A 25501-nucleotide genomic window follows, 5' to 3' on the forward strand; every position below is an offset into this window, starting at 1 on the left:
TCGTCGCCGTATTGCGGTTCCGGCTCGTGGTTCACTTGCCGCTCAACTCCGCCAGTCGGGCCCCGATGCGCTCCACCTCGTCCGCGGCGACCTGCTGCCTGCCGCGGATCTTCTCGACCACGTGGTCGGGCGCCTTGGCCAAGAACGCCTCGTTGCCGAGCTTGGCGGCGGTGCCATGGAGTTCCTTCTGCGCGGCGGCCAGATCCTTCTCCAGCCTGCGGCGCTCGGCGTCCAGGTCGACCGCGCCCGAGGTGTCCAACTCCACGGTAACCGTCCCGGTGCTCAGGCGGACCTCCACCGACGCGGTCGCGGCGAAGCCCGCATCCGGCTCGGTGAGCCGCGCGAGGTTCGCGACCGACGCCGCCTGCTCGCCGAGCCCCGCCTCGCCGACCCCGATCAGCTTGGCCGCGACCTTCTGCTTGTCCGCCAAGCCCTGGTCGCTGCGGAACCGCCGGATCTCCGTGATCAACCGCTGGGTGTCGGAGATACGTTGCGCCGCTTCCTGGTCCGCGGGCACCCCGGAGGCCTGCGGCCACGGCGCGATCACAATCGACTCGCCGCCGGTCAGCGCCTGCCACAACGCCTCGGTGACGAACGGGACGACGGGGTGCAGCAGGCGCAGCACCGCGTCGAGCACGGTACCGAGCACCAGCCGGGTCGCTTCCGCGCGCGCGCCGTCGGCGGCGAACTGCACCTTGGCCAGCTCGAGGTACCAGTCGCACAGCTCGTCCCAGGCGAAGTGGTAGAGCGCCTCGCACGCCTTGCCGAACTCGTAGGCGTCGAACGCGGCGTCCGCTTCCCCGCGCACCGCGTCCAGCCGGTCCAGGATCCAGCGATCGGCGTCGGTGAGCTGTGCGCGATCGGGCAGGTCGCCGACGCGCGCACCGTTCATCAGCGCGAACTTGGTCGCGTTGAACACCTTCGTCACGAAACTGCGCGAGGCGAGCACGTGCGGCTCACCCACCGAGAGGTCGCCGCCGGGCTGCGCGCCGCGTGCGAGGGTGAAGCGCGTGGCGTCGGCGCCGAAGGCGTTGATCCAGTCCAGCGGGTCGATGCCGTTGCCGCGCGACTTGGACATCTTCTTGCCGAACTGATCGCGGATCAGGCCGTGCAGGAACACGTCCTTGAACGGCACCTGCCGCGCGCCGCCCTTGCCCGTGGTCAGCACGGCGTCCTCGGCGACGTAGGTGCCGAACATCATCATCCGCGCCACCCAGAAGAACAGGATGTCGTAGCCGGTGACGAGCACGCTTGTGGGATAGAACTTCTCGAGTTCGGCGGTGGCGTGCGGCCAGCCCATCGTGGAGAACGGCCACAGGCCGGAGGAGAACCAGGTGTCGAGGACGTCCGGGTCCTGCACCCAGCCCTCGGGCGCCTGCTCGTCGGGCCCGACGCACACCACTTCGCCCTCGGGGCCGTACCAGATCGGGATGCGGTGGCCCCACCACAGCTGACGCGAGATGCACCAGTCGTGCATGTCGTCGACCCAGCCGAACCAGCGCGGCTCCTGGCTCTTGGGGTGGATCACGGTGTCGCCGCTGCGCACGGCGTCGCCTGCGGCCTTGGCCAGCGACTCGACCTTCACCCACCACTGCATGGACAGGCGCGGCTCGATCGGCTCGCCGGTGCGCTCGGAGTGCCCCACGGAGTGCAGGTACGGTCGCTTCTCGGCGACCACACGGCCTTCTCGCGCGAGCCGCTCGCGCACCTTGACGCGGGCCTCGAAGCGGTCCATGCCATCGAATTCGGTTCCGGTGCCGGAGATCCGGCCGCGCTCGTCCATGATCGTCGGCATCGGCAGCCCGTGCCGCAGACCCATCTCGAAGTCGTTGGGGTCGTGCGCCGGTGTGATCTTCACCGCGCCGGAGCCGAATTCGGGATCGACGTAGTCGTCGGCGATGATCGGGATCTGCCGTCCGGTGATCGGATGCTCCAAAGTGGTGCCGATCAGCGCCCGGTAGCGCGGGTCCTCCGGATGCACGGCCACCGCCGTGTCGCCGAGCATGGTCTCCACCCGGGTGGTGGCCACGACGACGTGCGGTTCGTCGTCGCGGAGCGAGCCGTAGCGCAGCGAGACCAGCTCGCCTTCCACGTCCTCGTACTTGACCTCGATGTCGGAGATCGCGGTGCGCAGTTCGGGCGACCAGTTCACCAGCCGCTCGGCGCGGTAGATCAGGCCCGCGTCGTAGAGCCGCTTGAACATCGTCTGCACGGCGCGCGACAGGCCTTCGTCCATGGTGAAGCGGTCCCGGCTCCAGTCGACGCCGTCACCGAGCGCGCGCATCTGCCACTGGATGGCGCCGCCGGATTCCCGCTTCCAATCCCAGACCTTCTGCACGAACAGTTCGCGGCCGAAGTCTTCCTTCGTCTTGCCGTCCACCGCGAGCTGCTTCTCCACCACGGTCTGGGTGGCGATGCCCGCGTGGTCCATGCCGGGCAGCCAGAGCACCTCGTACCCCTGCATCCGCTTGCGGCGCGACAGCGTGTCCATCAGAGTGTGGTCGAGCGCGTGGCCCATGTGCAGCGTGCCGGTGACGTTCGGCGGCGGCAGCACGATCGAGTAGGGCGGCTTCCCGCTGCCGGTGTCGGCGGTGAAATAGCCAGCGGCTACCCAGCGCTCGTACATCTCGGCCTCCACCTCGCTGGGAGTCCAGCTCTTGGGGAGGGCATCGGCACGATTACGCGTGTTGTCAGGGGCTGCGCTGGTCACCCCGCGATTCTAGAGCGCGTCGCTGCGCCGACTTCGGGTCGGTCGACCCGGCTCGCCGCTGCCCGCGGATCCGCCGGGCGGCAGCGCCGTGGAAATCGGGCGGGATATCGGCCCGCGGGGCGCTCCGGACGAATCGCGCGGAGCGGTATTTCACGACGGAGACAAAGAAAGGCGGAGTCTTCGGTGGATGAGGGACACCGAACACTCCGCCTATGCCAGTAGCTTACCGGCGATCCGAGGCCGGACTCGGAATCCATAAGCAATTCTCAGCTTCCGGTATTTTCTACCCCGGATATTCCCCTTATCGGGCCGGCACGGTGACGTCGGCCGACACCAAGTCGCCGTTGATCGCGATCGCGGCGGTCGAGCCCGCGCCCGCGGCGGAGATCACCTGCGCAGCCGGATTGCTCACATTACCGGCGGCCCATACGCCCCCCACGCTGGTGCGCCCGGTGGCGTCCGTCACCACCCAGCCGTTGTCGTCGAACGCACAGCCGAGCGCCACCAGCACGTCGTCGTTGGCGCGGAAGGTCGGCGCGACGAATATCGCCCTTCTCGGCACCGCTCGCCCGTCGGCCAGCTCCACTCCGCGCAGCCGGTCCCGCACCACGAACCGGGCGACCTCGCCGTCGAGCACCCGCACTCCGCGCGCGTCGAGGTGAGCGCGGTCGTCGTCGGACAAGGTCATCTTGTTCGGGAACAAGATGACGTCGTCCGACCACTGCGGCAGCAGCAGGGCCAAGTGCACCGCCCGCGCCGAGGCGCCGGGTTCCCGCCCGCCGAGCACGCCGAGCGGCTGGTCACGCACCTCGTAGCCGTGGCAATAAGGGCAGTGCAGCACGTCGCGCCCCCATCGTTCGCGCACGCCCGGCAGCCGTGGCAGTTCGTCGCGCAGCCCGGTAGCCACCAGCACGCGGCGCGCCCGCAGCGGCGCACCGCCCCGCAGCCGCAGCACGAACTCCGACTCACCCACCCGTTCCGCGCCGACGACGACGTCGGAGATCACCTCCGCGCCGTAGCCCGCCGCCTCCTCGGCTCCGGCCGCCAGCAACTGCGCGGGCGGCATCCCGTCCCGGGAGAGGAACCCGTGCATGCGCTCGGCGGGCGCGTTGCGCGGCGCGCCGCCTCCGATCACCGCGACCCGCCGGCGCGCCCGGGCCAGGACCAATGCCCCGGACAGTCCCGCCGCGCCGCCACCCACGATCACCACGTCATATGTCTCGCTCATCCGCGATCACCTCCACCGACACCGTGCCGTCGCTCGGCGCGAATCAGCAACTATTGTTGCCAAATCCGGGACAACGCGGTGCACTGGTGACATGTCCACACCACCGGGCGTCGCCCAAGCCCTCGCCGACATCGGTCCGCGACTCAAAGCGCTGCGGACTCGACGCAACGTCACGCTCGCCGCGCTGGCGGAAAGCACCGGGATCTCCAAGAGCACGCTGTCGCGGCTCGAGTCCGGCCAGCGAAAAGCCAGTCTGGAACTGCTGCTGCCGATCGCGATGGCCCACCAGGTGCCGTTGGACGAACTGGTGGCCGCACCGCGGATCGCCGACCCCCGGGTCCACGCGACGGCGCGGAAGATGAACGGGCTCAGCATTCTTCCGCTGACCCGGCAGCCGGGGCCGCTGCAAGCGTTCAAGATCGTCATCCCGCCCGAGCGTGGCGAGCCCGACCCGAAGGTGCACGAGGGTTTCGAGTGGCTCTACGTCCTGTCCGGACGGCTCCGGCTGGTGCTGGGTGAACACGATCTGGTGCTCGGCCCCGGCGAAGCCGCGGAATTCGACACCCGCCAACCGCATTGGTTCGGTAGCGCGGGCCGGGGACCGGTGGAAATTCTCAGCCTTTTCGGGTCCCAGGGTGAACGAATGCATCTTCGCGCGCGGTCGGCCGGCCGGAAACCCACATGAACCGATAATGTCCGAAATGTCCAGTATTGCCGAAAAGGCGAAACCTCGGGACTCTGGGAAGGGTGAACACCCCAGGCGCACCTCACTCGGCGAATCACCAAGAAAAACGGGGGTTTTCCCGGATGCCGAACCCGTCTCGGCCGCGGACGCTGGGAGAGGTGAACCCCCCGCTGGAAGCCGTGCCCGGGCACGTCCCCGAACCGCGACCGCCGATCCTGGTCCCGGACGCACTGCACGATCTACGCGGTCGCGCGGTCGCGGAGATTCGATACCCCGCCGCGGCGGCGCTGATCGTCGCGGGCGTCCCCGGCGCGGGTAAGAGCACCGCCTTGCGCAAATTCTTCGACGCCGACGCGGCGGCCACCGCACCGTCGCATAGTCCCGCCGGGGTGCTGGTACTCGACTCGATGCAGGCGCGCAATCGCTGGCGGCCCAAACTCTGGTGGCTGCCGTACCTGCTGTGGCGTCCGGTGGTGCACGTGGCGCACTTCGTCGCTGTTCGCGCCGCGTTGCGTGAGGTCGACGGCCCGGTCGTCATCCACGACTGCGCCACCTTCCGGTGGGCGCGCGTTCTGATCGCGCGCTGGGCGGCGGGACGTGAATTGCACCTGCTCCTGCTCGATGTGCCCGCGCCGGTGGCCAGGGCGGGCCAGCACAGCCGCGGACGGCGGATCAATCACGTGGCCTTCCGGCTGCACGTGCGCGGCTGGCGGCGATTGATGAGCGTGGTGGCGACGGAATCCGCGGCCCGCGGTTCCCGGTCGGTCGTCATCGTCGACCGCGCGGCCGTCGACCGCCTTGGGTGCGTGACCTTCGCCCGACCGGCGCAAACCGCCGCCCAGGTGCGCCTCAGGGCACCAGGACGGTCAGCGCCGCCGGGACGGCCCTGATGGTGAGCGGCAGGGTGCCCGCCGGTTCGCCGTCGGCCGTGGCGGGCGCGCCCGCGGCGGTCAACGTGACGGCCGCGGCGCGGAACTGCTTGACCTCCGGGTGATTCTGGCGTTTTCCCGCCGACAGCGCGGGCAGCAAGCGCAGCATCTCCCGCCGCGACAGCGCACCGACCACGGTCAGGTCGAGCAGTCCGTCGTCCATGATCGCGTCCGGGCAGATCAACATGCCGCCGCCGTAGGTGCGGGTGTTGCCGACCGCGACCATGACCGCCTCGGTCTCCAGCAGCGAGCCCGCGCCGGGGTTGGTGAGCCCGTCGGTCACCGCGTCCACCAACTCGACGCGGTAGGGAACGGTGAAGCGCCCGGAGATCTCGGCCAGCGCGGCGACGGTATAGCGCAGCCTGCCTTTCGGCCAGCGCATCTCATTGGCGCGCAGCGTGACTCGCGCGTCGAATCCGGTGCCGGTCACCGTGGCGAACCACATCGGCGCGCCGGGCGACTCGATCCGGCCGAGATCGATCGTCCTGGTCCGCCCGCGCAGCACGAGCGCGGCGGCGGCGAGCGGGTCGTCGGTCGGCACACCGAGTTCCCTGGCCAGGTCGTTGCCGGTGCCCGCGGGAACCATGCCGAGCGGGACGCCGGTCTCCGCGACGGCCTGAAGGGTCAGGTTGATCAGGCCGTCGCCGCCGACGCAGACCACGGCATCGGGCGGCGCGTCGCCCGCGATGACATCTCGCACCTGCCGAACCGTTTCGGCGGCCGAGGGCGCGCACACCTCGGCGACCTCGGCGCCGCCCGCGCGGAGACGGGCGATCGCGGCGCTCGCCGCCGCGCCGCTCTTGCCGTGCCCGGACCGCGGGTTGGTCACCACGGTGACCTTGCGTACCGGCGAATATTCGGTCACGGCACCAGCTTTCCCGGATTGAGGATGCCGGCCGGATCGAGTTCGGCCTTTACCGCGCGCAGGACGCGCACGCCGAGGTCACCCACTTCGTCCGGCACCCAGGGGCGGTGGTCGGTGCCCACCGCGTGGTGGTGGGTGATGGTGCCGCCCGCCGCCACGATGGCGTCGCCCGCGGCGCGTTTGGCAGCCTGCCACTGCGCCAGCGGGTCGTCCAACTGCTTGGCGACGACGGTGAAGTACAGCGACGCACCGGTCGGGTAGGTGTGCGAGATGTGGCACATGACCAGCGGGGGCGTCCCCTGCGCCCTGAGCGAATCGGTCAGCGCCCCGGTCACCTTCTCCTTCAGCGCGCTCAGATTCGACCAAGTGGTGGCGGTTTCCAGGGTTTCACAGAGCACCCCGGCATCCAGGAGCGCGTCGCGCAGGTACGGCGCGGCGAAACGACCGTGCTCCCATTCCCTGGCCGCTGTCTCGCCCAGGGCCGAGCCGCCCGCCGCGGCCAGCAGGGCGCCCGCTTCGGCGCTGCGCGCGGCGACGTGCGCGGCACTGCCCTCGTAGGTGGTGACGGCCAGGCATCCGGCCACCGGGTTGCCGCCGATATCGCCGGAGCGGGCGAGGTTGATCCCGGTCTCCGCCTCGTCGGACAGCCGGAGCACGGTCGGCGCCGCACCCTCCTGTACCACCGCGCGCAACGCTGCGGCGCCGGTCGCGAAATCGGGAAACGACCATGCCTGGTAGGCGACGGTTTCCGGGACCGGGTGCACGCGCAAGGTGACCGCGGTGATCACGCCGAGCGTGCCCTCCGATCCGACGAACAGCTCACGCAGATCCGGCCCCGCTGCCGAGGCGGGGGCGCGCCCGAGGACGAGCGTGCCACTGGGCGTGGCGATCTCGAGCCGCTGCACCATGTCGTCGAAACGGCCGTAGCCCGCCGAAGCCTGGCCGGACGATCGCGTCGCCGCGAAGCCGCCGATGGTGGCGAACTCGAAGCTCTGCGGGAAGTGACCGAGGGAGAAGCCGTGCACGCCGAGCAGTTCCTCCGCGCGCGGGCCGGTGAGTCCCGCGCCCAGTGTGGCGGTGCCGCTGATCGGATCGATCGCGGTGATCGTGTCCAGCCTGCGCAGATCGAGGGCGATCACGGCGTCGAAGCGACCGCGCACGGGTTCGACGCCGCCGACCACGCTGGTGCCGCCGCCGAACGGCACCACCGCGACGGCGTTCGCCGCGCAGTAGGCGAGCACGGCGAGCACCTCGTCGTGGTCGGCGGGGAAGACGACGGCGTCCGGCGCGTCCTGCGGGCCCTCGGCCCGGCGGCGCAGCAGATCGGGTGTGCTCTTCCCCCCTGCGTGCCGCAACCGATCGCGGTGGTCGGCCGACACGTTCCCGGAACCGACCACCTCGACCAACCCGGCTCGCCGCGCGGGCGTCAACGCCGATTCGCGCAGTGGCACGTCGCCCTCATCGCGGCGCGCCACCGGATCGCCGGACACCCCGAACACCTGCGTCAGCAGACCACGGATCCGCTCCGAAAGTGGCTGGTGCCCAGCCGGGATTCCCCAGGCATCCCAGACCATACTCGCCGCCGACCCGCTCACGCCGGTCTTTGCCGCGGAAGCCGAATCGCCCGCGGCGTGCTGCCGTGTCTCCACCATGCGTTACAGTTTGACATAGACTGTCAAGCAGTAACGAAGGTTCGGACCATTCCCCCGGTCGACGCCAGTCGTCGGCCGATCAACCCCCGGTGGTGACACCTTGACCGCTCCTGACGACTCCGCCGAGCGCCTCTCGGCGACCGACCTGGCGATCCTCGACGCCGCTCGCGCGTGCGTGGAGGAATTCGGCGTGCGCCGCACCACCCTCACCGAAGTGGCGCGGCGAGCGGGCGTCAGCAGGCCGACCGTCTACCGCCGCTGGCCGGACACCGGCGCGCTGGTGGCCGAGCTGCTGGTCCGCGAGCTGCGCGGGATCGTGGCGGCGACCATGCCGTCGGCGGGCAGCGCGCGCCTCAGGCTGGTCGAGGGCGTGGTCGCGGGAGCGGCAACGGTCCGGTCGAATCCCTTGTTCGGCAAGATCTTCCGTACCGACACCGATCTGATGCTCACCTACGTCTTCGGCAGGCTGGGGCGCAACCAGCGCACTCTGATCGAGCTGTTCGCCGCGGGTATCCGCGACGGCCAGCGGGACGGCTCCATTCGCGGGGGCGACCCGGAACGGATGGCCACGATGCTGCTGCTGATCGCCCAATCCGCGGTGCAGTCGGCGGGCACCGTCGCGCCGCTGCTGTCGGGCGAGCACCTCGACACCGAACTCCGTCGCGCGATCGACGGGTACCTGGACGACCACGCCCGGGAGACGACCGAGGACAAGCGCGATGAGCCGTCTTCGCACCCTTCTCGCCGTATCCGAAAGGCATTGTGATGAGCACTGATCCGGGACACACCGGGGACTTCGCGTTGAACGCCGCCCGCCGCGCGGCGGATCTGTCCCGGCTCGGTGACGGCGCCGAGGTCGACGTCCTGGTGATCGGCGGTGGCGTCACCGGCGCGGGCGCGGCGCTGGACGCCGCGGCCCGCGGGCTGCGCACCGTGCTGGTGGAACGCCACGACCTGGCCTTCGGCACCAGCCGCTGGAGTTCCAAGCTGGTGCACGGCGGCCTGCGCTATCTCGCGAGCGGCCACGTCGGCATCGCCCACGAAAGCGCCTCGGAGCGCGGCATTCTCATGCGCACCACGGCGCCGCATCTGGTGCGCCCGCTGCCCCAACTGGTCCCGCTGCTGCCGAATATCGGCACGACGCAAGCCGCACTGGTGCGCGCCGGTTTCCTGGCGGGTGATCTGTTGCGGCGTGGTGCGGGCACCCCCGCTGCGCTGCTGCCCCGGTCCCGGCACATCGCCGCCGCGGAGGCGGTACGGCTCGCACCGACCGTGCGCCGCGCGGACCTGCGCGGCGGGCTGCAGGCATGGGACGGACAGCTGGTCGACGACGCGCGCTTGGTCGTCGCACTGGCGCGCACCGCGGCGGCCAACGGCGCGCGCATTCTGACCCGCGTCGAAGCGCTCGACGTGACCGGGAATTCGGCGACCCTGCGTGACACGCGCACCGGGGAGACCCTGGCGGTGCGGCCGCGCGCCGTGGTGAACGCCACCGGAGTCTGGGCCGATCAGGTGGATCCGAGCATCCGGCTGCGCCCGAGCCGCGGCACCCACCTGGTGTTCTCCGCCGCGTCCTTCGGCGGCCTGTCCGCGGCGCTCACCGTACCGGTGCCCGGCAGCACCGGCCGCTTCGTCTTCGCCTTCCCCGCCGCGCACGGCCGGGTGTACCTGGGGTTGACCGACGAGGACGCGCCGGGCCCGGTTCCCGACGAGCCGAAGGCCACCGACGGCGAGATCGATTTCCTGCTCGACACCATCAATCCCGCCCTGCGCGAGCCACTGACCCGCGCCGATATTCGCGGCTCCTACGCCGGGTTGCGCCCACTGCTGGAGACCGCCGACGACAGCACCGCCGACATCTCGCGCAAACACGCGGTGCTGCGTTCCCCGAGCGGGATCGTCACCATCGTGGGAGGCAAACTCACCACCTACCGCAAGATGGCCGAGGACGTGATCGACGCCGCCGTCGCGCACAACCGTCTCGCCGCGGCACCGTGCCGCACCCGGCGGCTACCACTGGTAGGCGCGGTCTCCGGAGCGGCGCGCGACCGCATCGACGCGCCGCCGGTGCTGATCGAACGCTACGGCGGTGAGGCGGACGCCGTGCTGGCCGCGGCGCGCCGCGATCCTGCCCTCGCCGAGCCGGTCGCGCCCGGAATGGACGTAATCGGAGCCGAATTCGCGTTCGCGGTGTCCCACGAGGGCGCGCTGGAGGCCGACGACCTGCTGGATCGGCGCACGCGCATCGGCCTGATCGCCGAAGATCGGGCCGCCGCGGCGCCCGCGGCCGTACGCGCCCTCGCTTGACGGCACGACGCGTACGGGCGGCTCAGTCCATCGACCATGCGGACAGTTCCGCGCGCATGCACGCGCGCGGCCAGCGGTCGAGGCCGTGGGCCTGCTCGGCGGCGCGCAGCGCGACCAACCCCGGCGTCTCCTCCCCCGCCGACAGGTACCGGAAGCCGAGCCGCTCGTAATACGGCCCGTTCCACGGCACCTCGGTGAACGTGGTCAGCGTCATCGCGGGTAGGCCCGCGGCGGCGGCCCATCGGGCGGCCTGGTCGAGCAAGCGCTTGCCGATCCGGCGCCGGGCGTGATCCGGGCGCACCGAGACCTGCTCGATGTGGGCGTTCCCGTCGACCACTGCCGCGACGAGGTAGCCGATCGCCATGCCGTCGTCGGTCCACACCCAGGCCCGCCCGGCCTGCTGGAACTGCCGCAGAGTCGCCAGTGAGGGTGGTTCGTCGTCGGCCACGGTCGTCATCCCTATTTGCGCGAACGGCTCACCCGCCGCGCGCTCGATGTCCTGGAGCACGGGGAGGTCTCGGGGCGTCGCGGGCCGGATCACCGGCCCATTGTCAGTCCACCCCCACGACATGAACCAGCGAATTTCACTGCGCCCGCGTGGCGAGGATGCCGTTGAGCAGCACTTGCACGGCCCAGGCCGCGCGCGCCGCACCGCCGCCCGCCAGCAGAGCCTCCCGCATGGCCACGACGGTCGGATAGCGGTCGGCGGGCAGTTCGGCGAAGCGCCGCTCGATCGCGGCGAGGTACTCCTGCTCGCTGCCGCCCCCGACGCGGTGCGCACTCTGTTCGGCCGCCGACGCGGTGATGTGCAGAAACAGCAGGTCCACCGCCCACGACGCGGTCCGCTCGTCCAGTCCCGCCGCGGTGAGCGAACCGAGCATCAGCTCCACCAGCCGCAGGGCGTTCGGACTGCTCGGAATCACGCCGAGCGCGACGAGCGCCAGCCCTTCGTGCCTGCTCATCGCCGCGACCGTGGCATCGACCAGTTCGGTGAGCCGCTCCCGCCAGCTCGCCCCGGCGGGCTCGGGGACGGAACCGAGGACATGGTCGAGCATGGCGGCCATCAGATCTTCGCGATTGGCGACGTACACGTACAGCGAGGCGGCACCGGTGTCCAAGTCCTGTGCGACCCGGCGCATGGTCAGCGCCGCCGCTCCATCCCGGTCCAGGATGCGCAGGCCGGTCTCGACGATCACCTCGCGGCTCAGCGGAGCTTTGGCCGGGCGGGCCCTGCGGCTGACGGCTGCTGCGCTCATGGGCCGAGCATACGAGGGACGAACGCCGTTCGGGTGACCGGCGCACTCCCATGCGCGTCCGGAGATACCGCGAAGAGGCCGATCCGGCGAGACGGATCAGGCCGCCGAACGCCGCCCATCGCGTGCGAGGGCTCTTCGACGTGGTCGCGGCCGACCGATGCGCCATGCTGCGCGGAGCCCGGCACAACGGGGTGCGCCGACGATCCGCGGTGGGCGCAGCGCGCCCGGTCCCGCCGGCGGATGCACCGCCGATACAGATAATGTGACTCGCACCATAGTATTTCTTTGTTCGGCATGACCGGCCGCTTGCTGCGGAAAACACCACAACATGCAGCTCACAGCCTTCGCGAAGGTTGGCGGCGACCGCTCACGAGAACCCGCCCGACAGAGTGCGATTCGAGAATCCGAGGACACGGCGAGACGTTCGCACTGTCCGCTTCGCGATGCGCGCAGACCCCGGTTCGGTTGTCGCCGACGCTCTATGCTGACTTCGGTATGCCGGTAGTGCGCCGGGAAGGAGGGCGCGGGTGCGCAGAAAACCGTCCACCGTGGGTGTCGCACCGGGCGACGGACTCGTCGCCCGTTTCGGTGCGGTCGTCGCCTACCTCGGGGCCGAAACGACCTCCACGGACCGAATACTCGGCACCATCGAAGCCGTGGCCGAAGGCGAGCATCCCGGCGCCGCGCTGGCGCAACGCTTGGCCGCGGTGATCTTCGGCAGCACCGTCCAACCGCCGCCGTTCGGTGTGGTCGCCCCCACCGCGGACGGCGTGCTGATCCTGTTGCGCGGACCGGTGACCGCGGAGATCCAAGGCGCGGAGGGCACCCGCCGCCTCGACGGCGGGCGTGCGTTCACCTGGGTGGACGAGATCGTGCGCGAACCGGTGCGCCGCATCACGATCGGCGCGGACACCGGCGAGCCGCCGACCGCCCTGCCCCGCACCGACCTGCGCGCAGGCGTGGTCCCCGGCGGCGGCTTCGTGCTGCACGCCGCGGTACGACGCACCGGAAAAGCCGCCGAACCACGGACGTCCGAGCCTTCCGCACAGGCCGAGCCCGAGGCGACGGCGGCGGCCGGTTTCGCAGCCATGCCGGAACCGACCGGCGCGTCCGACGCCGTCCCGCGAGCATCGCCCGCTCCCCGCCCGACCGGCGCGTCCGACGCGGTCGCACAGGCAACGCCGATCCCTCGGCAGACCAGCGCCGCCGACGCCGTCGCACCAGCGACACCCAGGCCGACGGAGTCGGTCCGCCCCTTCGCCAAACCGCGTCCGCCCCGGCCGATCCCGGACCGACCGCTGGCGTGGTCCCAGGTGCAGCCCGCGCGCGAACCGGTCGCCCTGCGCAAAGCGCCCGAGAACGGCGGAACGCGAGCCATGAGCCCGGCGGCGCTGTCCGGAGACGCCGTCGGTGCGCTGGTCACCGAAGAGGGGGCGGCCTACCCGTTGGACCGCGCCTACGTCATCGGGCGCGGACCGCAGGTGGACGAGGCGGTCCGCACCGCCGCCGCCACGCCGATCGTCATCCAGCGCGATCGCCATGTCTCGCGGGTCCACGCCTATGTGTCGGTGGACGGCGGCAAGGTGTACATCCGGGACGCCGCCGCTACCTCCGGCACCTTCATCGCGGGTCCAGGCACCGACCAGTGGACCAGGATCGGCACGTCCCCGACCGAGCTCCCGCCCGGCTGGCGGGTCCGCATCAGCGAGCGGGTCCTCACCTACCGAGGCGACGAGCAGCGCACGGGCACGGCGGATATCGCGGGAGCGCGCCGCCGTTCGTAGCCGGGCAAAGTGGCCGCGGTGACGACAGCGTCGCCGCGCCCGCACACGCACGGCGTCGGTCACCCGGACCGGCGCCGACCATCGAGCCGCCCTGCGAGGTGGACTCCGTTCGAGCATGTCATGACCCCGGTGCTCGCGGCTGCCTCGCGCCAGGACGCCGCACGGCGTGAACGGCTCGCCGGGCCGCCGCGCTTGCGGAACCGGGCTCCGGATCGCCCCTCGCACGGCCGAGGCCGGGGCCGACAGCACAGCCGTGCACCGGACGGCTTCGCGCCCGGCTCACCGGCCTCGCGCCGGAGACGGCCGATCCACCGGTCGAGTCGAGCCCGGACCGCGCGGGGAGCACAATGGCGGCATGCACCGAAACGGACCGAGCCGCGACATCGACGAGGCCGAGCTGACGGTGACCCCGCCCGAAGAGCAGGCCGCGGGCGTCACCGCCGTGGCGGTGGCGTTGAAACGCTCGATCGAGGAAATGGGCGTCATCCGCACGGCGCGCACCCTGGCCCGGGTCAATCAGGTGCACGGCTTCGACTGCCCTGGCTGCGCCTGGCCGGAGCCGAGCGGCCATCGCAGGCCCGCCGAGTTCTGCGAGAACGGCGCGAAAGCCGTCGCCGAGGAAGCCACGCTGCGCACGGTGACCCCCGAGTTCTTCGCCACCCACTCAGTGGCGGACCTGAGTGACAAATCCGGCTATTGGCTCGGCCAGCAGGGCAGGCTGACCCACCCGATGGTGCTGCGTCCCGGAGACACCCACTACCGGCCGATCGCCTGGGACGACGCCTACCGTTTGATCGCCGACACGCTACGCGGGCTGGACTCCCCGGACGAGGCGGTGTTCTACACCTCCGGCCGCACCAGCAACGAGACCGCGTTCCTCTATCAGCTGCTGGTGCGCAGCTACGGCACCAACAATCTGCCGGACTGCTCCAACATGTGCCACGAGTCCTCCGGCGCGGCGCTGTCGAGCTCGATCGGGATCGGCAAGGGCTCGGTCTCCATCGACGACTTCGCCAAGGCCGACCTGATCATCGGCGCGGGGCAGAATCCGGGCACCAATCATCCCCGGATGCTCAGCGCGCTGGCCGCGGCGAAGGCGAACGGGACCCGGATCGTCGCGGTGAACCCCTTGCCCGAGACCGGGCTGCTCGGCTTCCGCGACCCGCAGACGATCAAGGGCGTCACCACCGGCGTGCCGATCGCCGACGACTTCCTGCAAATCCGCCTCGGCGGTGACCTGGCCCTGTTCCAGGCGCTCGGCCGCCTGCTGCTGGAAGCGGAGGATCGCGCACCGGGCACGGTGGTCGACCGGGCGTTCGTCGACGCCCACTGCGCGGGCTACGCCGAATACGAAAAGCACGTGCGCATGGTCGATCTCGACACCGTACTGGAAGCGACGGGTCTCACCACGGCCGAACTCGAGCACACCGCCGAGCTGTTCGCCCGCTCGCGCAACATCATCCTGTGCTGGGCGATGGGCCTGACCCAGCAGGCCCATGCCGTGGCCACCATCGAGGAGGCCACCAATCTGCTGCTGTTGCGCGGCATGATCGGCAAACCGGGCGCGGGTGTGTGCCCCGTGCGCGGTCACTCGAATGTGCAGGGCGACCGCACCATGGGCATCTGGGAGAAGATGCCCGATACCTTCCTCGACGCCCTCGACCGCGAATTCGGCATCATCAGCCCGCGCGAGCACGGCCTCGACACCGTCGCCGCCATCCGCGCCATGCGCGACGGACAGGCGAAAGTCTTCATCGGCATGGGCGGCAACTTCGTCTCCGCCACCCCCGACACCGCCGTGACCGAAGCCGCGCTGCGCGACTGCGCGCTCACCGTGCAGGTCTCCACCAAACTCAACCGCAGCCACGTCGTGCACGGCCGTACCGCGCTCATCCTGCCGACGCTCGGGCGCACCGACCTCGACCTGGCCCCGGATGGCGCCAAGAATCAAGTCTCCGTGGAGGACTCGATGTCGATGGTGCACCTGTCCACGGGACGGTTGCGGCCGGTCAGCGACCAGCTGCGCAGTGAAGTCGCCATCGTCTGCGAACTCGCCCAGGCGGTCCTTGGCCCCGACCACCCGGTGCCGTGGGCCCGCTTCGCCCGTGACTACGACAGCATCCGCGACGCCATCGCCCGCGTCGTGCCCGGCTGCGCCGACTACAACGCGAAAGTCCGCGGCCGGGGCGGCTTCCAGCTACCGCATCCGCCGCGCGACGCCCGCGAATTCCGCACCGCCACCGGCAAGGCCAACTTCGCGGTCAACGAGCTGACCTGGCTGCCGGTCCCCGCGGGCAGACTGATCCTGCAAACCCTGCGCAGCCACGACCAGTACAACACCACCATCTACGGCTTGGACGACCGCTACCGCGGCATCCACAACGGCCGCAAAGTGGTGCTGGTCCATCCCGAGGACATCAGCGCGTTCGGTTTCCGCGACGGCGATCTGGTCGACATCGTCTCCGAGTGGACCGACGGCACCGAACGCCGCGTCGAAGGCTTCCGCCTGGTCTCCTACCCCACACCGCGCGGCAACGCCGCCGCCTACTACCCCGAGACCAATCCCCTGGTGCCGCTGGACCATGTCGCCGAACGGTCGAACACTCCCGTTTCCAAGGCGGTCACGGTGCGGTTCGAGGCTTCGGGCACATGAGCCGCGTCACCGCTCGCCGCCGGATGCGCCGGATCTCGCCCAGCGGGCAGATCCAGCGCCCGGACACCTTGGCCGTCGAAGAACCGCTGGAGATCCGCATCGACGGACAGTCGCTGACGGTCACCATGCGCACCCCCGGCAACGACATCGACCTGGTGCACGGATTCCTGCTGAGCGAAGACATCATCGGTTCCGCCGAGGACATCGTGGCGGCCCGCTACTGCGCGGGCACCGACGACCAGGGTCGCAACACCTATAACGTCCTCGACGTCACCCTGCGCACCCCCGTCCCGGTGCCGACCCGCTCCTTCCTCACCACCGGAGCCTGCGGACTGTGCGGCAAGACTGCCCTGGACGAGGTTCGCAAGCGCACCCGATTCCCCCTGCACGCCGCCGGCCCGGTGGTGGACACCCGGGTACTGGCCGCGATGCCCGGCATGCTGCGTGACCGCCAATCGGTGTTCGAAGCCACCGGCGGCTTGCATGCGGCGGGCCTGTTCACCACCCACGGGCAAGCGCTTGCGGTGCGCGAGGACATCGGCAGGCACAACGCGGTGGACAAGGTGATCGGCTGGGCACTGCGCGAATCCAGGGTGCCGGCCCATGATCTGGTGCTGATCGTGAGCGGACGCGCGTCGTTCGAACTGGTGCAGAAGGCCGTCATGGCCGGAATCCCGATGCTCGGCGCGGTCTCGGCGCCGAGTTCGCTGGCGGTCGATCTGGCCGCCGACGCCGGACTGAGTCTGATCGGCTTCCTCCGTGGCGACACGATGAACGTCTACACCGCCCCCGAGCGGCTGCGCACCGATCCGGGCGCCGACTCGTTGTTGGCCTGACTCACTATTGCCCGCGCCGGACGCCCGTTCTACCGTGACTGCACGGAGCTGGAACGGATTCGGCGAGAACGGAGCGGCCGATGCGGATATCGGTGGAGGGGAACTCCGAGGGCCTGCGGGTGCGGATGCGGTTCGAGCAGTACCGCCGCCTGCTGCTGACGCGGATCGTGCTGGCCGTCTTGGCCGTACAAGGAGCGATCGTCGGCCTTTGGGCCACGTTCGCGCCGCACTCCTGGTACACCAGTTTTCCGGGGTTCGGCGCCCAGTGGGTGGCGGCGGACGGCCCGTACAACCACCATCTGGCGGCCGACGTGGGTGCCTTCTTCCTGGCGCTGACAGCGGTGACGATCGCCGCGCTCGTGGTCAACCGAACCACGGCGGCCCGGATCGCGGGCGTCGGCTGGCTCACCTTCGGTGTCCCCCATTCCCTTTACCACCTCTTCCACAAGCCCGCGGAGATGGGCGCGGCGAGCTTCACGGCCAGCCTGATCGCGGCGTTCCTGCTCGTGATCGGCGGAGCGGCCTGCCTCTTCCTGCCGCCGCGTGGCGAGTTGCCCCTCTCGGACCCGCAACCGGTGACGCTGCGTTTCCCGCGCCGCCGTCCGCGCGCCGTCCGCTGATCGGCGAACCCGGCAGCCGAGTCCGGGACGCCCGTGGGAGATCACCACGGGCGTGATCCGGTGGATCCGCGGATGACGCCGCGACTGGGCGAATTCCCCGCCCGTCAGTCCTTCAGCGCTTCGAGCAGTGCCGCGCGCTGACGCGCACCGAGCCCGCCGATCCGGCGATCCTCCGGGATCTCCGCCTGGTCCATCAACTTCGCGGCCTTCACCGGCCCGACACCGGGCAGGGCCTTGATCACCGCGGCCACCTTGGTCTTCTTCACCAGCTCGTCGGAGTCTGCCTTCTTCAGCAGATCCGCGACCGAAACCTTGCCCGCCTTCACCTTGCCGATCAGTTCGGAGCGTGCCTTGCGGACCGCAGCCGCCTTGGCCAAGGCCTCGGTGCGCTGCTCTGCGGTCATGGTAGGCAGTGCCATGTCTCCTCCGCTTCCACTCGTCACTCGAACATCTGGTTGACCGGACCGAGTAAACAGCACGGCACCGGGAGCGCAAGCTCGACACACCGGGGCACGAACTGCGGAAATGACGATGAATTTCCCCGGTCCGCGCCGTCGGAATCATTGGACGGCCGACGGGCTACAGACGAAAAGGACTAAAAGAACACCACGTCACGGAGCTGTCCCTCGCCCGGATCGTCGCGTCGGACGACGCGTACCGAGAACCCCGGAGCAGGAGCGGTGCGCCGCTACGGCGACTACTCCGAAGCGGCCGTCGCCGCGCGGTAACGCGGGATGAGCCGTTACCGACAGAGTCAGCAAATACCGAGCGCGGGTCTGGTTCAACGGCGAACCTGAGGGGGGTCAACGGCGATCCCCCGAGCCCGCTCGGGTCATACCGAGCGGAGCCTTCACCCCGGACAACAGAAAATATCGCGGTTCGCACGGCCCGTGACAGCATGACGGCATGGAGCCGAGCACTCCGCAGGGGACGGCCGCGTCCGCGATTCTGTGGCTATGGCCCGGGCAGGCGATCTATCGCGGACCGTCCCTGCGTCCGGACGCGCATTCCACCGCCGTGAACTGTCTGGCCGTCGGGTTGGACGCGCCGTTCACACTCGCGACCGATGCCGTCACGCACACCGTGCGCAGCGCGCTGATCCCGCCGCGCCGGGTGCACCGCGTCGTCGCGGGCGGCGACCAGATGATGTTCTGCTATCTGGATCCGGGGTCGCGGGGCGCCCGAGCCTGCCGAGACCGGATGATCCGGTGGCACGCCGAATTCGGACTCGGTCATCGGGCGGAAGCCGCGCTCGCCACGGCCGCGAGCGCCACGTGCCCCGATCCGCGCTCGCTGGCCGAACTCATCGGCGCCGGGCCGGCCCCCACGCCGGACGACCGGGTAGCCGAGGCGATGGCGGCCCTCCTCGCCCATCCCGCGCGGGAATTCGCCGCCGCCCGATTCGCCGCGGCCGCGCACCTGTCGGAGTCGCGCTTCCTGCATCTGTTCGCCGCCCAGGCGGGCACCTCGTTCCGGCGGTACCGGCTGTGGGCCAGGATGCTCGGCGTCGGTCGCGCGCTCGCCGAGGGCGCGAACCTCACCGCCGCGTCGGCCGACGCGGGCTTCTCCAGCCCCTCACATTTCAGCGACGCTTTCCGCACCCTGTTCGGCCTGTCGGCCACCACACTGCTCGCCACCGGAGTGCGGATCGTCGTGCTGGACCAAGCGCAGGGGATCGAATCGGGCGCCCGAACGCGCTAGGCTACAAACTAGAACACGTTTCATTTCAAAGGAGACTCGATGGCCGAACAGATTCGCGACGTGGTGGAGCAATACGTCAAGCTGGTCGGCTCGGGGCCGACCGAGGACATCGTCGCCCTGTACGCGCCCGACGCGATCGTGGAGGACCCCGTCGGCACTCCACCCAAGCGCGGCCATGAGGCCATCCGCGAGTTCTACGGGGTGATCGCCGCACTGGATCGGGAGACCGAGCTGCGGCCGGAGGACGTGAGAATCGCAGGCAATCAGGCCGCGTTCCCGTTCACCATCGTCACCAAGGTCGGCGGGCAGCGCTTCGTCCTGTCACCGATCGATGTGATGGAGTTCGACGAGGAAGGCCGGATCACCGGGATGCGCGCCTACTGGAGCCAGGAGGACATGCGGGTCGAGCCCGAGTAGCGCGCGCGGCGGCCGGGTGCGCCAGGTCACATCGCGGCCCCATCACATTCCGGCACGGTCTCTCGTCCGAGAAGTAGGAACCACATCCGCTGATCGAAGGAGATCGACATGGGCGCCACCCGTATCGCCGCCGTCACCCCGCAACACGCGGGACCGACGACCAAGCTGCTCTACCGGCTGGCCAAGCGCCGCTTCCGCGAAGTGCCGGAGCCCTTCGCCGTCACCGCCAACCATCCGAAATTGCTGAGGGCCAGCGCGGTCCACGAGACCATGGTCGGCAAGGCCAGCACCGCCCTGCCCGCCGTCATCCGCGAGATCGCGGTGTATCGCACAGCGTGGACGATCGGCTGTTCGTGGTGCGTCGACTTCGGAGCCATGCTCATGCGCCTGGGCGAGCTGGACGTCGCGCGGCTGGAACACATCGCCGACTACGCGACCTCGCCGCTGTACTCCGACGACGAGCGCGCCGCCATCGCCTACGCCGACGCGATGACCGCAACGCCGACCGCGGTCACCGACGAACAGGTCGCCGACCTGGAGCGGCGCTTCGGCCGAGCGGGTGTGGTGGAGCTCAGCTATCAGATCGCGCTGGAAAACTCACGCGCCCGGTTCAATTCAGCGCTCGGGATCACGGCGCAGGGCTTCAGCACCGATTCGTGCCGGGTGCCCTGGTCGTGAAAAGGGCTGCGGCGCTGCGGGAATGGTTCGATCCGACCTGATACTTCGGCGCCGCGTTCACCCGGGGCTGTCGTTACGGCCCGGAATGCACTAAGAATAAGAGGTGTTGACGTCGCCTGGCCGTGCCGCGGCCTGCGAGCTACCTTCGCGAGTTTCGGTGCGGGGTGACGGCGTCTTCGGTTTCTCGAGTTCCCCTCCGCCCGACCGTTTGGAGCCGCATGCTCGACGAACAGACCCCGGACGACGACGTCGCACGGCTGGCGAGACGAGTCGAGAAGGCCCGCGGCCGTCTCGCCTACCAGTTCGACCCGGCTCTGACCGGCGCGCTGTCGGAGGAGGAACTGCTCGCTGAACGCGAACTGGCCGAACGGATCCGGACCCAGGACCGCGAACAGCGCTGGAAGCACGCCGAGGCGGGCGCCGCGGCCTCCGACCGGGCGCGGCACACCGCGGAGGCCATCGAGAAGGCCGAGATCAGGGACCTGCTGTTGGCGCGCAAGGCGATTGCCGCGCAGCGGCGCGCGTCCAGCCCGCACGCCAGGTTGGCATCGCTGTACCGGCACCGCTCCTGGTCGCTCGGCGCGCTGGCCGGCGTGGTCGCCGCCGGAATGCTGTGGTCGGCGGTCAACGTTCAGCACAACATCGCGCCAGGTGGCCCGGACGACCCACTGTACTGGTTCAGCTACCTGCTCGAGGCGATGATCAGCGTGTCGCTGATCATCATCATGATCGGCACGAACAAGGTCACCGAATGGGGCGTGCTGGACAACCGGAGCCAAGTCGCGGCGGCGGAAATGGCCCTGCTCGCGCTCACCGTCGGACTGAACACCTACCCGTACGTGAGCGCCGGGCGATGGTTCGACGCCGCCGTGCACGGTGTCGCCCCGGTGATGATCGGCGTCGCCCTGCTCATCCACGATGCCGCGAGCGCGCGATACGGACGCGCGATCGGCTATGCCACCGAGCAGGTACGGAGCCTGCCCGACCCGACCGGGCACAACCCCTTGCCGGAACGCTCCGCGGCGGACAGCCTGACCAGCGCGGACGGCGACTTCCCGGTGGATCTGCACACCCCCGTGGTGCAGGGCGCACACAGCTAGGCCTATCAGCCTGCCGTGCAGCGCAAGTCGTCGAAGAACGCCCGCTCTACGTCCGCGCCGGCGCGCGAGCCGTCGAGTCCTGTGCTCGCGCCCCGGTGATCAGTACGGATACCGGCGTTCGACCGCGTCCTTGGCCTCTTTCAGGCCGCACCCGGTGAGTTCGCGATACCGCTTGATGGCGTGAATCTTCTTGCCCTGCGCCAGAAGCGCATCGATCTCGGCCATGCCGTCGCCGCGCGGGACCGCAGGCACGGCACGCGGCGACACGGCCGATGCCGGCGCCTCGATGCCCAGATGGGTCATGATCAGGTCGAGCTTGGCGTGCAGGGCATCGACCTTGCGCTCCAGGCGCCGGTTGGCGAACATGCACCGATGGTATCGACCCGGGCCGCGTCAGGCCGCGTCGAGCACGGCGTCGGCGAGACTCGACATCGTCTCGAAGCGCGCCAGATCTCCCGCCAGCTCCAGCAGCCGGTCCACACACCGGGGCCCGGTCACCAGGCGCATCCTACGGCCGGTCTGGGCCAGCATCGACCGCGCGTCGACCAGGACGTGCAACCCGACGACGCCGAAGAACGTGACCTTCGACAGATCGACGACCACCAAAGGCGCCGCCGTGCCCAGCGAGCCGATCAGCCTGCGTCGAAACACTTCGATGGTGTAATGATCGACTTCGCCCGCGAGCGCGCACAGCGTGACCGAGTCGCTCGGAACTGTGACAGAGATCTTGAGCCGCTCGGCGGGGTGATCGGCATTGCGAGCGGCGGTGAGAACGTAGGTGGGGTTGGCCAAGCCTGTCGACATGAGGACCTCGGTCCAGTCGCCCGCGAGCAATCTCGAAACGGACTTGCTCGCGGGTAATGACGCGCCCCGGAGAGAACGCCGGAACTAGGCTGTCTGCTCAACCCTCACGGAGTAGTACCCCCTGCGACGGGTCGCCACACCCGAATTACGCCGACTTCTCCCGGCGCTCCGGCCGCTGCGCCTTGCGCGGCACGATGGTGGGCAGGACGTTGTCGTTGACCGTATCCGCGTTGACGACGACCTTGGCGACGTCGTCGCGGCTGGGGATGTCGTACATCGCGGGCTGCAGGACTTCCTCCATGATCGCCCGCAGGCCACGCGCGCCGGTGCCGCGCAGAATCGCCTGGTCGGCGACCGCCTCCAGCGCGTCGTCGGTGAACTCGAGATCGACCCCGTCCATCTCGAACAGCCGGACGTACTGCTTGACCAGCGCGTTCTTCGGTTCGGAGAGGATCTTGACCAGCGATTCCTTGTCCAGGTTCGTCACCGAGGCGACCACGGGCAGGCGGCCGATGAACTCGGGGATCAGGCCGAACTTGATCAAGTCCTCTGGCATGACCTCCGCGAAGTGATCGGTGGTGTCGATCTCGGCCTTCGACCGCACCTCGGCGCCGAAACCGATGCCGCGGTGGCCGGTGCGGTCGGAGATGATCTTCTCCAGACCGGCGAAGGCGCCCGCCACGATGAACAGCACGTTGGTGGTGTCGATCTGGATGAACTCCTGGTGCGGGTGCTTGCGCCCGCCCTGCGGCGGCACGCTCGCCTGAGTGCCCTCCAGGATCTTCAGCAGGGCCTGCTGCACGCCCTCGCCGGACACGTCACGGGTGATCGACGGGTTCTCGCTCTTGCGGGCGATCTTGTCGACCTCGTCGATGTAGATGATGCCGGTCTCGGCGCGCTTGACGTCGTAGTCGGCCGCCTGGATCAGCTTCAGCAGGATGTTCTCGACGTCCTCGCCGACGTACCCGGCCTCGGTCAGCGCGGTGGCGTCGGCGATGGCGAACGGGACGTTCAGCATCTTCGCCAACGTCTGGGCCAGGTAGGTCTTGCCGCAGCCGGTGGGACCGAGCATCAGGATGTTGGACTTGGCCAGCTCGACGGTCTCGCCGCGGCTGTCCCGACCCTTGTCACCGGCCTGGATGCGCTTGTAGTGGTTGTAGACGGCCACCGCGAGAGTGCGCTTGGCGGTGTCCTGGCCGATCACGTAGTTCTCCAGGAAATCCCGGATCTCGGCGGGCTTGGGCAGCTCATCGAGCTTGACCTCGCTGGACTCGGCGAGTTCCTCCTCGATGATCTCGTTGCAGAGATCGATGCACTCGTCGCAGATGTACACCCCTGGTCCCGCAATGAGCTTCTTGACCTGCTTCTGGCTCTTTCCGCAGAACGAGCACTTCAGCAGATCGCCGCCATCTCCGATGCGCGCCATCTCGTGGGTCCCTACTTCCTTGTCCGCGTGCAACCGTCCGTCCAGGTTGCCAGCTGTCCACCACTTTCGCAGCCGCAAACGCATCGGCTGATTTCGTGGCCGGTGGGGCAGTGCCGTCAACCGGGAGCAAAGGTCCCTAGGTTGACCGTACCCGGTGTTCGGGATGGAGGTCGACAACTCGCGCATGTTTCTCGCGCGGGTTGTGCGAGTCGTCACGAGCCATCCTCCGGACCGCCCGCCGCGCGGCGCCGTCGGTTCGAACAAATTCTCGAACCCGCGGCGGCGCGAGGGCGGCCCGGCCGGGCGGTATGCCCCATTGCGTACTTCCCGGCCGGAATTCCCTGTCACGAAGCAATTTAGAGCGAACAGCCCCGGGATCGGCAATTCGCCCCGCCGTCCCGGCTCCGGCCGGGAACGACGATTCGCGCCTTATTTCTGCGCGCTCAGCTTCCGGTAGTCGAACACCGTGTCGATGATCCCGTACTCCTTGGCCTCCTCGGCCGTCAGGATCTTGTCGCGGTCGGTGTCCTTGCGGATGGTGTCGGCGTCCTTGCCGGTGTGCCGAGCGAGCGTGCTCTCCATCAGGCGGCGCATGCGCTCGATCTCGGCGGCCTGGATCTCCAGATCCGACACCTGGCCCTGGATGCCGCCCTCCAGCGAGGGCTGGTGGATCAGCACGCGGGCGTTGGGCAGGCACGCGCGCTTGCCCGGGGTGCCCGCGGCCAGCAGCACGGCGGCGGCCGAGGCGGCCTGGCCCAGGCAGACGGTGGCGACGTCGGCGCGCACGTACTGCATGGTGTCGTAGATGGCCATCAGCGAGGTGAACGAGCCACCCGGCGAGTTGATGTACATGGTGATGTCGCGGTCGGGGTCCAGCGACTCCAGCACCAGCAGCTGCGCCATGATGTCGTTCGCCGAGGCATCGTCCACCTGCACGCCGAGGAAGATGATGCGCTCCTCGAACAGCTTGTTGTACGGGTTGGACTCCTTGACGCCGAAGCTCGAGTGCTCGATGAACGACGGCAGGATGTAGCGCGCCTGCGGGCTCTGCGGTGCCATGCCGGACAGGCCGGCGCGCGGGTCGATCGAATTGGCCATCTTCGTCTCCAAAGTCGGTGCGGCGGCCGGACGTTCGAGGTGTCCGGGGGCCTGTGGGTGATCCGGTGCGTTACTTCTTGGCGCCGTTGGCCTGATTCGCGTGGCTGATCACGTGGTCGATGAAGCCGTATTCCAGGGCTTCGGCCGCGGTGAACCAGCGGTCGCGGTCGGCATCGGCGGTGACCTGCTCGACCGACTTGCCGGTGTGCTGCGCCTGCAGTTCGTTCAGCTCACGCTTCGTGTGCGCGAACTGCTCGGCCATGATCGCGATGTCGGCCGCCGAGCCGCCGATCCCCGCGGAGGGCTGGTGCATCATGATCCGCGCGTGCGGCAGCGCGTAGCGCTTGCCCCTGGTGCCCGCGGTGAGCAGGAACTGTCCCATGGACGCGGCCAAGCCCATGCCGTAGGTGGCGATGTCGCACTCGGCGAACTGCATCGTGTCGTAGATGGCCATGCCCGCGGTCACCGAGCCGCCCGGCGAGTTGATGTAGAGCGAGATGTCCTTGGTGGGATCCTCCGCCGAGAGCAGCAGGATCTGCGCGCACAGCTTGTTCGCGATGTCGTCGTCGACCTGTGTGCCGAGGAAGATGATGCGCTCACGCAGCAGGCGCTCGTACACCGAATCACTGAGGTTGAGACCAGCAGTCGCGGTTGTCATGACCCCTGCCTGGTTGATTGTCACGGATACCTGCCTTCTCTCGCCGGCTCGTTGCGGATTGCCGCATAGCCATCACTGGTTGGATATGCCGCAC

At 69.6% G+C, this 25501-nt stretch carries 24 protein-coding genes; 12 read left to right on the forward strand and 12 right to left on the reverse strand.

Going from position 1 to position 25501, the window contains the following annotated elements:
* Nucleotides 1-31: 31 nt before the first annotated feature.
* Both ACWEH3_RS15495 and ACWEH3_RS15500 read right to left on the reverse strand, forming a co-directional pair.
* Nucleotides 32-2710, reverse strand: coding sequence for a valine--tRNA ligase (locus tag ACWEH3_RS15495; RefSeq protein ID WP_450018368.1), 2679 nt, complete (start codon nucleotides 2708-2710; stop codon nucleotides 32-34).
* 301 nt (nucleotides 2711-3011) lie between these two features.
* Nucleotides 3012-3938, reverse strand: coding sequence for an NAD(P)/FAD-dependent oxidoreductase (locus tag ACWEH3_RS15500; RefSeq protein WP_450018370.1), 927 nt, complete (start codon nucleotides 3936-3938; stop codon nucleotides 3012-3014).
* Nucleotides 3939-4029: 91 nt separating this feature from the next.
* Between ACWEH3_RS15500 and ACWEH3_RS15505 the strand changes: the two genes are divergently transcribed.
* Nucleotides 4030-4623, forward strand: coding sequence for a helix-turn-helix domain-containing protein (locus tag ACWEH3_RS15505; protein WP_450018372.1), 594 nt, complete (start codon nucleotides 4030-4032; stop codon nucleotides 4621-4623).
* Between the two features lie 158 nt (nucleotides 4624-4781).
* The gene (locus ACWEH3_RS15510) at nucleotides 4782-5513 is read left to right on the forward strand and encodes an AAA family ATPase (RefSeq protein ID WP_450018374.1); all 732 of its coding nucleotides are present in this window, start codon (nucleotides 4782-4784) and stop codon (nucleotides 5511-5513) included.
* On the opposite strand, the gene ACWEH3_RS15515 is transcribed toward ACWEH3_RS15510, so the two are convergent.
* Both ACWEH3_RS15515 and ACWEH3_RS15520 read right to left on the reverse strand, forming a co-directional pair.
* Entirely contained in the window at nucleotides 5473-6417 is a 945-nt protein-coding gene (locus ACWEH3_RS15515; protein WP_450018376.1) for a diacylglycerol kinase, read from the reverse strand. The genes ACWEH3_RS15510 and ACWEH3_RS15515 overlap by 41 nt on opposite strands.
* Nucleotides 6414-7991, reverse strand: a complete 1578-nt coding sequence (locus tag ACWEH3_RS15520) for an FAD-binding oxidoreductase (RefSeq protein WP_452358338.1) — start codon at nucleotides 7989-7991, stop codon at nucleotides 6414-6416. The genes ACWEH3_RS15515 and ACWEH3_RS15520 overlap by 4 nt, the downstream gene beginning before the upstream one ends.
* A gap of 178 nt (nucleotides 7992-8169) precedes the next feature.
* Between ACWEH3_RS15520 and ACWEH3_RS15525 the strand changes: the two genes are divergently transcribed.
* Together ACWEH3_RS15525 and ACWEH3_RS15530 are read left to right on the forward strand one after the other, a co-directional pair.
* Nucleotides 8170-8835, forward strand: a complete 666-nt coding sequence (locus ACWEH3_RS15525; protein WP_450018378.1) for a TetR/AcrR family transcriptional regulator — start codon at nucleotides 8170-8172, stop codon at nucleotides 8833-8835.
* Entirely contained in the window at nucleotides 8835-10376 is a 1542-nt protein-coding gene (locus ACWEH3_RS15530) for a glycerol-3-phosphate dehydrogenase/oxidase (RefSeq protein WP_450018380.1), read from the forward strand. The genes ACWEH3_RS15525 and ACWEH3_RS15530 overlap by 1 nt, the downstream gene beginning before the upstream one ends.
* A 22-nt stretch (nucleotides 10377-10398) precedes the next feature.
* On the opposite strand, the gene ACWEH3_RS15535 is transcribed toward ACWEH3_RS15530, so the two are convergent.
* Entirely contained in the window at nucleotides 10399-10917 is a 519-nt protein-coding gene (locus ACWEH3_RS15535) for a GNAT family N-acetyltransferase (protein WP_450018382.1), read from the reverse strand.
* A 43-nt stretch (nucleotides 10918-10960) separates the two neighbouring features.
* Nucleotides 10961-11632, reverse strand: a complete 672-nt coding sequence (locus ACWEH3_RS15540) for a TetR/AcrR family transcriptional regulator (protein WP_450018384.1) — start codon at nucleotides 11630-11632, stop codon at nucleotides 10961-10963.
* 527 nt (nucleotides 11633-12159) lie between these two features.
* On the opposite strand from ACWEH3_RS15540, the gene ACWEH3_RS15545 reads away from it, so the two are divergent.
* From ACWEH3_RS15545 to ACWEH3_RS15560, 4 genes are all read left to right on the forward strand, one after another.
* A complete protein-coding gene (locus ACWEH3_RS15545; protein ID WP_450018386.1) occupies nucleotides 12160-13416 on the forward strand; it encodes an FHA domain-containing protein in 1257 nt (418 codons plus the stop codon).
* Nucleotides 13417-13771: 355 nt separating this feature from the next.
* Complete coding sequence (locus ACWEH3_RS15550; RefSeq protein ID WP_450018388.1) at nucleotides 13772-16069, forward strand: FdhF/YdeP family oxidoreductase; 2298 nt, start codon at nucleotides 13772-13774, stop codon at nucleotides 16067-16069.
* Nucleotides 16066-16905 (forward strand): formate dehydrogenase accessory sulfurtransferase FdhD, encoded by an 840-nt coding sequence (fdhD, locus tag ACWEH3_RS15555; RefSeq protein ID WP_450018390.1) that lies wholly within the window; start codon nucleotides 16066-16068, stop codon nucleotides 16903-16905. The genes ACWEH3_RS15550 and fdhD overlap by 4 nt, the downstream gene beginning before the upstream one ends.
* Before the next feature lie 80 nt (nucleotides 16906-16985).
* Entirely contained in the window at nucleotides 16986-17525 is a 540-nt protein-coding gene (locus ACWEH3_RS15560; protein WP_450018391.1) for a hypothetical protein, read from the forward strand.
* A gap of 104 nt (nucleotides 17526-17629) precedes the next feature.
* Here ACWEH3_RS15560 and mihF read toward each other — a convergent pair whose 3' ends face one another.
* The gene (mihF, locus tag ACWEH3_RS15565) at nucleotides 17630-17944 is read right to left on the reverse strand and encodes an integration host factor, actinobacterial type (RefSeq protein WP_039796616.1); all 315 of its coding nucleotides are present in this window, start codon (nucleotides 17942-17944) and stop codon (nucleotides 17630-17632) included.
* Between the two features lie 487 nt (nucleotides 17945-18431).
* Between mihF and ACWEH3_RS15570 the strand changes: the two genes are divergently transcribed.
* From ACWEH3_RS15570 to ACWEH3_RS15585, 4 genes are all read left to right on the forward strand, one after another.
* The gene (locus tag ACWEH3_RS15570; RefSeq protein WP_450018393.1) at nucleotides 18432-19226 is read left to right on the forward strand and encodes a helix-turn-helix domain-containing protein; all 795 of its coding nucleotides are present in this window, start codon (nucleotides 18432-18434) and stop codon (nucleotides 19224-19226) included.
* Between the two features lie 39 nt (nucleotides 19227-19265).
* Complete coding sequence (locus tag ACWEH3_RS15575) at nucleotides 19266-19643, forward strand: nuclear transport factor 2 family protein (RefSeq protein ID WP_450018395.1); 378 nt, start codon at nucleotides 19266-19268, stop codon at nucleotides 19641-19643.
* A gap of 108 nt (nucleotides 19644-19751) precedes the next feature.
* A complete protein-coding gene (locus tag ACWEH3_RS15580) occupies nucleotides 19752-20321 on the forward strand; it encodes a carboxymuconolactone decarboxylase family protein (protein WP_450018397.1) in 570 nt (189 codons plus the stop codon).
* Between the two features lie 218 nt (nucleotides 20322-20539).
* Nucleotides 20540-21421, forward strand: a complete 882-nt coding sequence (locus ACWEH3_RS15585) for a hypothetical protein (RefSeq protein ID WP_450018399.1) — start codon at nucleotides 20540-20542, stop codon at nucleotides 21419-21421.
* Nucleotides 21422-21520: 99 nt separating this feature from the next.
* Here the strand turns inward: ACWEH3_RS15585 and ACWEH3_RS15590 are convergent, their stop codons facing one another.
* The 5 genes from ACWEH3_RS15590 to ACWEH3_RS15610 form a co-directional block, all read right to left on the reverse strand.
* Nucleotides 21521-21787, reverse strand: a complete 267-nt coding sequence (locus ACWEH3_RS15590) for a ribosomal protein L7/L12 (protein ID WP_450018401.1) — start codon at nucleotides 21785-21787, stop codon at nucleotides 21521-21523.
* Between the two features lie 27 nt (nucleotides 21788-21814).
* Nucleotides 21815-22225 (reverse strand): STAS domain-containing protein, encoded by a 411-nt coding sequence (locus tag ACWEH3_RS15595; RefSeq protein WP_450018403.1) that lies wholly within the window; start codon nucleotides 22223-22225, stop codon nucleotides 21815-21817.
* 145 nt (nucleotides 22226-22370) lie between these two features.
* A complete protein-coding gene (gene clpX, locus ACWEH3_RS15600) occupies nucleotides 22371-23651 on the reverse strand; it encodes an ATP-dependent Clp protease ATP-binding subunit ClpX (RefSeq protein WP_195131826.1) in 1281 nt (426 codons plus the stop codon).
* A gap of 429 nt (nucleotides 23652-24080) precedes the next feature.
* Nucleotides 24081-24749, reverse strand: coding sequence for an ATP-dependent Clp protease proteolytic subunit (locus ACWEH3_RS15605; protein ID WP_355072243.1), 669 nt, complete (start codon nucleotides 24747-24749; stop codon nucleotides 24081-24083).
* A 70-nt stretch (nucleotides 24750-24819) separates the two neighbouring features.
* Nucleotides 24820-25407, reverse strand: a complete 588-nt coding sequence (locus ACWEH3_RS15610; RefSeq protein WP_450018405.1) for an ATP-dependent Clp protease proteolytic subunit — start codon at nucleotides 25405-25407, stop codon at nucleotides 24820-24822.
* Between the last annotated feature and the right edge of the window lie 94 nt (nucleotides 25408-25501).

Source organism: Nocardia sp. NPDC004718 (assembly GCF_053601535.1).